At 72.3% G+C, this 11,354-nt stretch carries 6 protein-coding genes; 3 read left to right on the top strand and 3 right to left on the bottom strand.

The features are described from left to right. Positions 1-2 precede the first annotated feature (2 nt). Both VKK44_RS09625 and VKK44_RS09620 read right to left on the bottom strand, forming a co-directional pair. Positions 3-1,010 carry a class I SAM-dependent methyltransferase gene (locus VKK44_RS09625; RefSeq protein ID WP_343446523.1) on the bottom strand — a complete coding sequence of 336 codons (1,008 nt, stop codon included), beginning with the start codon at positions 1,008-1,010 and terminating at the stop codon, positions 3-5. 140 nt (positions 1,011-1,150) lie between these two features. Beyond that, a complete protein-coding gene (locus VKK44_RS09620; protein WP_343446522.1) occupies positions 1,151-1,942 on the bottom strand; it encodes a thioesterase II family protein in 792 nt (263 codons plus the stop codon). Between the two features lie 139 nt (positions 1,943-2,081). Here VKK44_RS09620 and VKK44_RS09615 point away from each other — a divergent pair, with 139 nt between their 5' ends. Continuing rightward, positions 2,082-2,885: a DUF1206 domain-containing protein gene (locus tag VKK44_RS09615; RefSeq protein ID WP_343446521.1), complete on the top strand. Its 804-nt coding sequence runs from the start codon at positions 2,082-2,084 to the stop codon at positions 2,883-2,885. A gap of 49 nt (positions 2,886-2,934) precedes the next feature. Here the strand turns inward: VKK44_RS09615 and VKK44_RS09610 are convergent, their stop codons facing one another. Next, on the bottom strand, positions 2,935-6,024 hold the full coding sequence (locus tag VKK44_RS09610; protein WP_343446520.1) for a discoidin domain-containing protein: 3,090 nt from the start codon (positions 6,022-6,024) through the stop codon (positions 2,935-2,937). A 209-nt stretch (positions 6,025-6,233) separates the two neighbouring features. Here VKK44_RS09610 and VKK44_RS09605 point away from each other — a divergent pair, with 209 nt between their 5' ends. Together VKK44_RS09605 and VKK44_RS09600 are read left to right on the top strand one after the other, a co-directional pair. Then, positions 6,234-7,646: a beta-1,3-glucanase family protein gene (locus tag VKK44_RS09605; RefSeq protein WP_343446519.1), complete on the top strand. Its 1,413-nt coding sequence runs from the start codon at positions 6,234-6,236 to the stop codon at positions 7,644-7,646. A 262-nt stretch (positions 7,647-7,908) separates the two neighbouring features. Beyond that, positions 7,909-11,274 carry a CARDB domain-containing protein gene (locus VKK44_RS09600; RefSeq protein WP_343446518.1) on the top strand — a complete coding sequence of 1,122 codons (3,366 nt, stop codon included), beginning with the start codon at positions 7,909-7,911 and terminating at the stop codon, positions 11,272-11,274. Positions 11,275-11,354 lie beyond the last annotated feature (80 nt).

The raw sequence follows: 11,354 nt of genomic DNA, 5'->3' as shown, positions 1-11,354 counted from the left end.
GGTCACGCCGCCCTGGTCGCGGTCGCGACGATCGCCATCCGGGGCACCTCGGCGACGAACTGCCCGTCGGCCCGGTAGACCACCGGCCGGACCGGGATGCCGTCCCGGCCGCCGATCGCGGCCAGGTAGCCGGTGTGGTCGAAGTGGTGGGTCAGCAACCGCCACACCTCGTCGTCGCCGATCGTCGCGAAGAAGTCCCGGAGCCCGTACATGTCGCCGACGTAGTCGCGCATCCCGGCGTACGCGGCCCGCTCGGTGTCGGCGCGCACGATCAGCGGGTCGTACAGGTCGACGACGCGCACCGGCAGGTCGGCCCCGGCGAACAGGCCGGCCAGCTCCGCGCGGCTGAAGTGCCGGTAGTCGTGGCCGCCGACGGCGTGCGGATGCACCACCTCGCCGAAGAAACCGGCCATCGGGCTGGACTCGTCGAAGTCGTGCAGCACGATCCGGCCGCCGGGGCGGACCACCCGGGCCGCCTCCGCCACCGCCGTTGGCCGCCGGTGCGCCGGGATGTGGTGGGTGCCGTACGCCAGCAGCACCGCGTCCACACTGTCGTCGCGCAGGAAGAGGAAGTGGGCGGCCTGACGCACGGCGGGCAGGCCGTGCGCGAGCGCCCGGTCGACCATGTGGCCGGACACGTCACCGGTGACGAACGCCAGTTTGGACTCGAAGCAGGCGGACTGGCTGCTCGCGGCGCGGGCCACGGTGCCGTCGCCGCCGAGCACGTCCAGGATCAGCGTGGCCGGCTCGGCGTCCGCCGGGGTGGCCAACTCCAGCAGGCGCCGCATTCCGGTCCAGCGCACCAGCGTGTCGCGCTGGGCCCGGCGGTACGAGTCGCCCCGGCCGGTGGAGTCGGTGTCGAACTCGCTCACCGTGGCGGCCAGCTCGGCCAGCGCGTCGGCCGCGCCCGGCCGTCCGAAGTCGAGCATCGCGCGCAGGTGCGGATGCAGTGTCGCCACCGCGTGCAGGTAGTCGCGCAGGACCAGGGACGGCAGGTACGGCCGGCTCATCAGCACCTCGGCGCGCTACGGTATGCCGCCTCGTCAGCGGCGTTCCTCGACGAAGGAATGGCGAACTCTAGCACCGCGTCTCATCGATCCACCATGTCCGCCGGCCGGCATCGTGGAAGCCCCCGCGCGCCGATGGGTCCTTACCTGTCCTTTGTCGCGGAATGCGCCGGAGCGGGGTGACCGGTGACGATGCGTCGCATCAGGTCCAGGATTTCCGACCGGTGCTCGGCCAGGAAGAAGTGCCCCCCGGCGAACACGTGGACCTGCGGCGGGGTGGCGCAGTCCCGCGCCCACCCGGCTGCCCGGCCCGGGTCGACGTGCTCGTCCCGGTCGCCGAGCAGCACGTGCACCGGCAACTCCAGCGGCGGCCCGGCACGGTAGGCGTACCGCTCGGACAGGGCGAAGTCGGCCCGGATCCCCGGCAGGATCAGCTCCATCAGCTCCCGGTCGGCCAGCAGCGCGGCCGACGTGGTCCCGAAGTCGCGCAGCGCCTCGATCAGGCCGGCGTCGTCGAGCTCGTGGCAGCGCCGCGCGACCCGCCGGGTCTGCGGCCCCTCGGCGCCGCCGACCAGCAACGCCAGCGGATCGGGGCCGCCCCGGCGGCGCAGCTCCCGGGTCACCTCGAACGCCACCAGCGCGCCCAGGCTGTGCCCGAACAGCAGGAACGGGCCCGAGGCCCGCTCGGTGACCGCCGTCGTCAGCTCCGCCACCAGCTCGGTCAGGTCGTCGACGGGCGGCTCGTGCAACCGGACCCCCCGCGCCGGCAACTGCGCGACCCGCACCGACAGCTCCGGCGGGGCCGCCTCCCGCCAGGACGTGAACGACGCGGCGATGCCGCCGGCGTACGGGAAGACGAACACCTGGGCCCCGCCGGCCGTCCCGGTCACCGGCCCGAACCAGCGGTCCGCGCCGCCCGCGCTCCCCAGGGACATGACCACGAGCATAGACACGGCGGCACCGCCGCCGGGGTGTGCCCGACGCGAACCGGCCGGGCGGCGTCTCGCCACCGTGTCGACGGCGACCTCGCCCCGCCCACGTTTCGCCGGAGCCGCTACGGGTCAATGTCGGCGCATGTCATCGCTGTCCTCGCGGGCTCGCGGCACCGTCTCCCGCGCCGCCGACAACCCCACCCTGGAGCGTCTCACCCGGGCCGGCTTCATCGGCTACGGCATTCTGCACCTGCTCTTCGCCTGGGTGGTCGTCCGGGTCGCCTCGGGCGGGCCGGCCGCCGACGGCGACCAGTCGGGCGCCATGCAGGAGATCGCCGACGAGCCGTTCGGCCTGGCGCTCGTCGTGGCGATCGTCGTCGGGCTGGTGGCCATGGCGGTCTGGCAGGTGCTGGAGATGTTCCGGGAGCGCCGGCTGACCGAGCGGGTGGCGTCGGCCGGCCGGGCCGCGTTCTACCTGTACCTCGCGTTCAGCGGGGTGAAGGTGCTGCGCGGCAAGAAGTCGTCCAGCGCCGACACCCAGCAGGACACCGCCGAGGGTCTGCTCGCGTCGAGCGGCGGACGGCTCGCCGTTCTCGCGGCGGGCCTGGTCCTGGCCGGGCTCGGGGGATGGCTGGCGTTCGTCGGGGCCACCGGGCGCTTCGAGAAGCACCTGCGGGTCGGCGAGATGGCGGCGGCGACCCGGCGGCTCGTGCGCCGGCTCGGCATGGCGGGATTCGTGGCCAAGGGGCTGGCGTACGGGATCGCCGGCGTGCTGTTCGTCCTGGCGGCGTGGCGGTACGAGCCGGACCGGGCGCGTGGGCTCGACGCGGCGCTGCGGACGCTGGCCGGCGAGCCGTACGGCACCGGGCTGCTGCTCGTGGTCGCGGCCGGGTTCGCGGCGTACGGTCTGTTCGCGGTGACCGAGGCGCGCTTCCGCAAGGTGTGACCCGGGGCGGCGCGGGGGGGGGGGGGCGCCCCCCGCCCCGCCCGTGCGCTCAGAAACCGGTCAGCCCGGCACCGTAGGGGTAGAGCGGATTGCCGTATGTCGTCGCCGGTGGCTGGCCGGCGTCGATCGAGGCCCGGATCTGACCCCGCTCGGTCGCGGTCGCGCCCAGGTCGTACGGCAGGTCCCACGACTCGACCGCGTCGGCCGGGGTGTCGGTGCCGCCGGGACGCAGCACGTCGGAGAGGTTGCGGGGCAGTTGCCAGGGCAGCTTGCCGCGCGGCTGGTAGTCACCGAAGAGCAGGCCGGCCAGGGCCGGGCCCATCTCCTCACCGCCCCGGTAGGTGACCACGATGGCGCTGGCCAGGTCACGCCACTCGGTGATGACGTAGGGCCGGGGCAGCACCAGCGCCACCACCACCGGGATGCCCCGGGCGCGGAACTTCTGGATCACCGCGAGCTGGTCCGGCGGCAGGTACGGCTGCTCCTTGGGCCAGTTGGTGGCGTGGGTGTAGGAGGCCTCGCCGACCGCGACGACCGCCAGCTTCGGGTTCGGGCTGTCGTCCTGGTGCACGGTCACCCCGGCCTGGGCGGCCCGGGCCCGGACCGCGTCCAGGATCGTCTGCGACCCGTACTCGGCGTGGAAGAAGCTGGTCCACACGCAGCAGGCGCCGCCGTCGGCCGCCCGTGGACCGGCGACCACGATGTCGTCACCGGCGGCGAGCCGCACCGGCAGCGTGCCGGCGTCGTTCTTCAGCAGCGTCATCGCCTCGCGGGAGGCCTGGCCGGCCAGCGCCGTGTACGCCGGCTGGTGGAAGCGGTACGGGCCGTTGACCGGGTCGCCGTAGGGGGCCTCGAAGATGCCGAGCTGGAACTTCAGCCGCAGCACCCGCCGGACCGCGTCGTCGATGCGCGACGCTGGCACGTTGGCCACGAAGTCGGCGATCGAGAAGCCGGCCGCGCCCGGGTCGGCGCCGCCCATCACGTCGGAGCCGGCCTTCGCCGCGCCGATCCAGGAGCCCGACGGCAGCCAGTCGGTGGTGATCAGACCCTGGTAGCCGAGGTTCTGCCGCAGGTAGGCGAGGATCTTGGCGCTGTCGCCGGCGCCGGGGCCGCCCGGGTCGAGCAGTGAGCTGCCCGCGTATCCGGGCATGATGTTGACCGCGCCGGCCTCCATCGCCGCGCGGAACGGGATCATGTGGTACTTGATCGTCACGCTGTCGTAGACGATCAGGGCCTCGCCGCCGGCGCCCTCGCCGGGCCAGTGCTTGACCGTCGCCAGCACCGAGTGCGGGTTCAGCTCCGGACCGCCCTGGAGGCCGGCCACCAGGGCGCGGACCTGGGCCGCGGCGACCTGCGCGTTCTCGCCGTTGCCCTCCTGGATCCGGGGGTAGATCACCTTGGTGCCGACCTCGGCCAGCGGACCGAGCACACCACGGGTGCCGACCTCCAGCTGTTCCCGCCGCTGCACGTCGCCGAGTTGGTAGTCGAGGGGATAGTTCTTCGCCGCGGCCAGCGCGCTCTGCATCGGGTACGTCGTCTGGTAGCCGTGGATGGTGTCGCCCGCCGAGACGAACGGGATGCCCAGCCGGGTGCCGGCCGAGGCGAGCAGTTGGCTGTGCAGGTCCGCCGCCTGCGCGGGGCCGAAGTGCCAACCCGACCGGGGGTACGCCTGGGCGTTGTAGAACAGCTGGTACGCCTTCTCCTCGGGCGTCATCCGGGCGAGCAGGTCGTCCACCCGGCTCTGCACCGGCAGCCGCCAGTTCTCGTACGGTTCGATGGCGCCGCTGCGGTTGAGGTCGCGGGCGTCGGCGACGATGCCGATCCCGTCGGCGACGCTCTCCAGCTCGGGCAGGTAGACGCTGAAGCGCCGGATGTTCGACGTGACCGGCGTGCCGCCGACGGTGGTCACGTACCACTGATAGGTCCAGCGGTCCGGCAGGTCCCAGGTGGGCGTGTACGTCGTGCCGGTCGGCTCGGCGACCTTGGTGTAGAGGTCGAGCAGGTTGCCGGCGGCGGTGAAGTCGTAGTCGGTGCGACTGATGTTGATCCACACCTGGTAGCGGGTCGCGCCGGCGACCGCCGTCCAGCTCAGCGCGGGCCGGCGGGTGGTGGTGACCATCGCCGCGTCGGCCGGCGCGGTCAGCGCGAACTGGTCGCGGGTCGCCGGCGGGCGGGTGGGGCCGGAGAGCAGCGGCGCGGTGGTGGCCGTGTCGTCGACGCCGCCGTACGCCTGCACCTCCCACAGCGAGTAGCCGTAGCCGGTGGCCCGGGCGGTGCCGTAGAGACGCAGGTAGCGGCCGGAACCGGTGACGGTGAGCTGTTCGGTGCCGCCCCGGCCGGTGGTGGTGGCGTAGATCGTGGTCCAGGTGGCACCGTCGGCGGAGGTCTCCAGCCGGTAGCCGGTGGCGTAGGCGGCCTCCCACACGAGCACCACCCGGTTGATGGTGGCGAGGCCGCCGAAGTCGATGCTGAGCCACTGCGGGTCGCTGCCGAACTGGCTCGACCAGCGGGTGGTGCTCCGCCCGTCGAGCGCGGCGGCGGGCGCGTTGCCGCCCTCCCACGAGGACGCGGCGACCTTCCGGAACTCCGAGATGGGCCGACCGGTGGGCGGCGGGACGGTGCCGATGCTGCCGAAGACCTTGAACTCCCAGAGCGAGTAGCCGTAGCCGGTGGCCCGACTCGTGCCGTACATCCGCACGTACCGGCCGGTGCCGGTGACCGCGAGGGTCTGCGTGCCGCCGGTGCCGGCGGTGGTGGTGTGGACGGTGGTCCACGGTCCGGACGGCGCGGCGGCCACCTGGATCTGGAACGCGGTCGCGTAGGCCGCCTCCCAGACGAGCTGGACCTGGTCGATGGTGGCGGTCGCCCCGAGGTCGACCTGGAGCCACTGCGGGTCGGCGAACGTGCTGGACCAACGGGTGCCGGCGTCGCCGTCGGTGGCGGCGGCGGCCGGTGTGGCGGCGCCCTCGGACGACGAGGCGGTGGTCGGGCGTCCCTGCGAGATCAGCGGCCCGGCCGCGACGGCGACCGGGCCGGGCACGACGAGACACGTGGCGAGGAGGGCGAGCAGCGCCAGCGTCACGCCGGCCGGGCGGTGCCGGCGGCGCACGGGTGCGGACAGCGGTGGTGTCGCGGGCATGCGTGGCTCCCAGACGGTGATGGTGGGGACCTTGCGGAGAGAGCGCCCTCGAATCCAGCGTCATCGACACTCTTCACTGAGTCAACGATGCGCGGGAAGTCCGGAAAAGATCATGGAGCGCCGGTTGTTCCTTGACAGCGACCGCGATCCGGGTCCACCCTCGGTGACCGAGAGAGCGCCCTCCGTCGGATCCACCGAAGGAGGCGTTCATGTCCCCCACCCCACCCGTCCCGCACCGGCTCGTGCCGGCCCGTCCCGCCCCCGGCCGTCCCGGGCGTCGGCTGCTCGCCGCCGCCGTCACCGCGCTCACCCTGCTCGCCGGCGGCATGCTCGCCACCGCCCCCTCGGCGGGCGCCGCCCCGGGCCTCGCCGCCTGCGGCGGCAACGTGGCCGCCGGCCGTCCGGCGGTCGCCTCGTCCACCGAGAGCGCCGCCTTCCCGGCCTCGGCCGCGGTCGACGGCAACACCGGCACCCGGTGGTCGAGCGCGTTCGCCGACCCGCAGTGGCTGCGCATCGACCTCGGCACCACCCAGAACATCTGCCAGGTGGTGCTCCGGTGGGAGGCCGCGTACGCGGTGGCCTTCCAGCTCCAGGTGGCGGCCGGACCGGACGGGCCGTGGACCACCGTCTCCTCGACCACCACCGGCACCGGCGGCACGCAGACCCTCGCGGTCACCGGCACCGGCCGCTACCTGCGGATGTACGGCACCGGCCGGGCCACGCCCTACGGCTACTCGCTCTGGGAGGTGGCGGTCGCCACCACCGACGGCTCGACGACACCGCCGACCACCCCACCGCCGACCGGCGGGTTCTGGGGTGACACGACAAGCATCCCGCCGGCCCGCAACGTGCTCACCGTCAAGGTGCTCAACCGGACCAACGGCCGCTACCCCGACAGCCAGGTCTACTGGAGCTTCAACGGGCAGACGCGCTCCATCGCCGAGCAGCCCTACCTGGACATGCCGGTCAACTCCGCGGGCCGGATGTACTTCCGCCTCGGCTCGCCGACCAGTCAGTACAGCGACTTCATCGAGTTCACCGTGGGCGCGAACCAGTTCAACGGCAACACCACCCGGGTCGACGCGTTCGCGCTCAAGCTGGCGATGCGGCTGCACGCCCGCGACGGCTACGACGTCGCGGTCGGCGAGAACGAGGCGACCTTCGCCGAGGACCGCTCGGTGACGTTCCAGCGCTTCGCCGACGCGGTGCCGGCGGAGTTCAAGCATCTCGCCAGCATCGAGGCGCCCTACCGGATCCCGGCGCCGGGCAGCTCGCCGCAGTTCCGGGCCGGCGGCCAGTACGCCGGCTACTTCACCGCGTACGCCGACTCGGTCGGGCTGTCGGCGGCCACGTCGGACATCTTCGGCTGCGCCGGCCGGTTCGCCGGTGACCCGACCGGCTGTGCCGCGCTGAACCGGCACACCGCGCAGTTGCCCCGGACGCAGTGGGAGGACCCGACCCGCTTCTACCAGCAGTCACCGGCCAACTGGTACGCGAAGTTCTGGCACGACCGCGCCATCAACGGCCGCGCCTACGGCTTCCCGTACGACGACGTCGCCGACCAGTCGTCGTTCGTGTCGCACAGCGACCCGCAGTGGTTGGTCGTCGCCGTCGGCTGGTGAACGCGTGACGGTTCCGGAGCCGCCCGGGGCGGCTCCGGAACCGAGGCGAACGACCGTGCCGACGGCGCCGCCGCTCCCGCTCCGTGGTCTTTCTTCCTCCACCCCGTTGACGCGTCGGTCATCCGTCTGAAACATTGACGGCCATCCTTGCAAAAACTCGCTAGAGAAACGCAAGAACGTAACGAGGCCACGGAAGAAGCCGGGAACCGCATCCGTGTGATGCGTGCGGCCCGCCCCCGCCACCCACGGATCGAAGGACCCGATGACACCGAAGAATCACCGCCGACGGCTCGTCAGCGGGCTCACCGCAGCCCTGCTGGCCGGCCTGTCGGCCCTCGCGCCCACCCCGGCGGCGGCAGCCGGCGGCGCGAACCTCGCCGCCGGCAAGGCCGTGTCCACGAGCGGCTCGGTCGAGAGCTACGTCGGAAGCAACGTCACCGACGGCAACCAGCAGACGTACTGGGAGAGCCCCGCCCAGGCGTTCCCGCAGTGGGTGCAGGTCGACCTCGGCAGCAGCGTCGCGGTGGACCAGGTCAAACTCAAACTGCCGGCGTCGACCGCCTGGGCGACCCGGACCCAGACGCTGGCCGTGCAGGGCAGCGGCGACGGCAGCACCTTCAGCACCCTCTCCCCCTCGGCGGGACGGGTCTTCGACCCGGCCTCGGGGAACACGGTGACGATCGACTTCACCGCCGCGACCGTCCGCTACCTGCGGTTGACCATCACCGGCAACACCGGATGGCCCGCCGCCCAGATCGCCGAGCTGGAGGTCTACGGCGTCGCCGGGCAGGGCGGCGGCGACCCGGGCACACCGTCCGGCACCAACCTGTCCGCCGGCAAGCCCGTCGACGCGTCCTCCTCGGTGTTCACGTTCGTGGCCGCCAACGCCACCGACAACAGCCCCACCTCCTACTGGGAGTCGAACGGTCTCCCGGCGACCCTGACGGTCAAGCTGGGCGCCGACGCCGACGTCACCGGGATCGTGGTCAAGCTCAACCCGGACCCGGTCTGGGGCGCCCGCACCCAGACCATCGAGGTGCGGGGACGCACCCAGGGCGCCACCACGTTCACCACCCTGAAGGCCGCCGCGGCCTACGGCTTCGACCCGTCCGGCAACCGGAACTCGGTGACCATCCCGGTCACCGCTCGGGTGGCCGAGGTGCAGCTCAGGTTCACCGGCAACACCGGAGCGCCCGGCGCGCAGGTCGCCGACCTCCAGGTCTTCGGCGGCTGGGCGCCGAACCCGGACCTGGTCGTGACCGCGGCGAGCTGGACCCCCACCGCGCCGAGTGAGGCCACACCGGTCAACCTGAGCGCGACGGTCCGGAACAGCGGCAGCGCGACCGCGGCCGGCACCAAGGTCGACTTCAGGCTCAACGGCGGCGTCGTCGCCAGCGGCGTGGTCGGTTCCCTGGCCGCCGGCGCCACGGCCACCGTGTCGGCGACCGCGCCGGCGCAGGCCATCGGCACCTACACCCTCGTCGTGGTCGTCGACCCGGCCGACACCGTCGCCGAGCAGAACAACGACAACAACAGCTTCACCGCGTCCGCGCCGCTGGTCGTCGGCCAGGCCCCCGGCCCGGACCTCCAGGTCGTCGCCATCACCAGCAACCCGCCGAGTCCCGCCGTCGGCGCCACCGTGACGTTCTCCGTCAGCGTCCGCAACCGTGGCACCAGCGCCGCCGCCGCCAGCGTCACCCGGCTCGTGGTCGGTGGCACCACCCTGAACACCGCCACCGGGGCACTGGCCGCCGGAGCGACCGCCACCGTGGCCGTGACCGGCAGTTGGACGGCGACCGCCGGCGGTGTGACGCTGACCGCGACCGCCGACGCCAGCGGCGTCGTCACCGAGACCAACGAGACGAACAACTCGCTGTCGCAGTCCATGGTGGTGGGACGCGGCGCGGCCGTGCCGTGGACGGAGTACGAGGCCGAGGCGGCCCGCTACCAGGGCACCCTGCTGGAGGCCGACCCGCTGCGCACCTTCGGCCACACCAACTTCGCCACCGAGTCGTCCGGCCGCAAGTCGGTCCGGCTGACCAGCACCGGCCAGTTCGTCGAGGTCACCTCCACCAACCCGGCCAACTCGATAGTCGTCCGCAACTCCATCCCCGACGCGCCCAACGGGGGCGGGCTGACCGCCAGCCTCAGCCTCTACGTCAACGACACGTTCGTCCAGAAGCTGACGCTCTCCTCCCGCAACAGCTGGCTGTACGGCACCACCGACGACACCGAGTCGCTCTCGAACACCCCACAGGCGAACGCCCGGCGGCTGTTCGACGAGTCGCACGCCCTGCTCGCCCAGTCGTACCCCGCCGGCACCCGGTTCCGGCTGCAACGCGACGCGACCGACACCGCGTCGTTCTACGTCGTCGACCTGATCGACCTGGAGCAGGTGGCGCCGCCGGCGAGCAAGCCGGCGGAGTGCACCTCGATCACCGCCTACGGCGCCGTCCCCAACGACGGGATCGACGACACGGCCGCCATCCAGCGGGCCGTGACGGACGACCAGAACGGCGTCATCGGCTGCGTCTGGATCCCGGCCGGCCAGTGGCGGCAGGAACAGAAGATCCTCTCCCCCGACCCCAACCGGGGGCAGTACAACCAGCGAGGCATCCGCAACGCGACGATCCGGGGCGCGGGCATGTGGCACTCGCAGCTCTACACCGAGACCGAGCCGCAGAACGTGGTGGGCAACATCAACCACCCGCACGAGGGCAACGTCGGCTTCGACATCGACGACAACACCACCATCTCGGACCTGGCCATCTTCGGCATGACCACCAACCGCGCCAACCGCGGGCACGGCCTGAACGGACGGTTCGGGAAGAACACGAAGATCAGCAACGTCTGGATCGAACACGTCAACGTGGGCGCCTGGGTGGGACGCGACTACTCCGACACCCCCGCCTACTGGAACCCCGGCGACGGGCTGGAGTTCACCGGGATGCGCGTCCGCGACACCTACGCCGACGGCGTCAACTTCTCCAACGGCACCCGCAACTCACGGGTGTTCAACTCCTCCTTCCGCACCACCGGGGACGACTCGCTCGCGGTGTGGGCCAACCCCCGCGTCAAGGACGCCGCGGTGGACGTGGCACACGACAACCGCTTCCTCAACAACACCGTGCAACTGCCGTGGCGGGCGAACGGCGTCGCGATCTACGGCGGTTACGGGAACACGGTGGAGAACAACCTGATCTCCGACACCATGAACTACCCCGGGATCATGCTGGCGACCGACCACAGTCCGCTGCCGTTCTCCGGCACGACACTGGTGGCCAACAACGGCCTCTACCGGTGCGGTGGCGTGTTCTGGAACGAGGACCAGGAGTTCGGAGCCATCACCCTGTTCCCCGCCAGCGGCGACATCACCGGCGTCACCATCCGCGACACCGACGTCATCGACTCCACCTACGACGGCATCCAGTTCAAGAACGGCGGCGGCAGCATGCCGAACGTCACGATCAGCAACGTCCGCATCGACCGGTCGAACAACGGCGCGGGCATCCTCGCCATGAGCGGCGCCCGGGGCAACGCCACGCTGACAAACGTCACCATCAGCAACTCCGCCGACGGTGACATCGTCCGGCAGCCCGGCACCACGTTCACCATCACCGGCGGCTGACGCCGGTCAGGACCGCCGGACGGGCGGCGGGGTGGTCCGGGCGCCGGTCGGCGCGCGGGCCACCCCGTTCCGTACCCCGT

This window comes from Micromonospora sp. DSM 45708 (assembly GCF_039566955.1).
Taxonomy (GTDB): domain Bacteria; phylum Actinomycetota; class Actinomycetes; order Mycobacteriales; family Micromonosporaceae; genus Micromonospora.
Note: the sequence above shows the minus strand (reverse complement) of the source record. Positions and strands in the feature narration are given on the sequence as shown.

Excerpts from the sequence above, each read along its gene's own strand:
- VKK44_RS09625 (WP_343446523.1), bottom strand. The coding sequence starts at position 1,010 with ATGAGCCGGCCGTACCTGCCGTCCCTGGTCCTGCGCGACTACCTGCAC.
- VKK44_RS09620 (WP_343446522.1), bottom strand. The coding sequence starts at position 1,942 with ATGTCCCTGGGGAGCGCGGGCGGCGCGGACCGCTGGTTCGGGCCGGTG.
- VKK44_RS09615 (WP_343446521.1), top strand. The coding sequence starts at position 2,082 with ATGTCATCGCTGTCCTCGCGGGCTCGCGGCACCGTCTCCCGCGCCGCC.
- VKK44_RS09610 (WP_343446520.1), bottom strand. The coding sequence starts at position 6,024 with ATGCCCGCGACACCACCGCTGTCCGCACCCGTGCGCCGCCGGCACCGC.
- VKK44_RS09605 (WP_343446519.1), top strand. The coding sequence starts at position 6,234 with ATGTCCCCCACCCCACCCGTCCCGCACCGGCTCGTGCCGGCCCGTCCC.
- VKK44_RS09600 (WP_343446518.1), top strand. The coding sequence starts at position 7,909 with ATGACACCGAAGAATCACCGCCGACGGCTCGTCAGCGGGCTCACCGCA.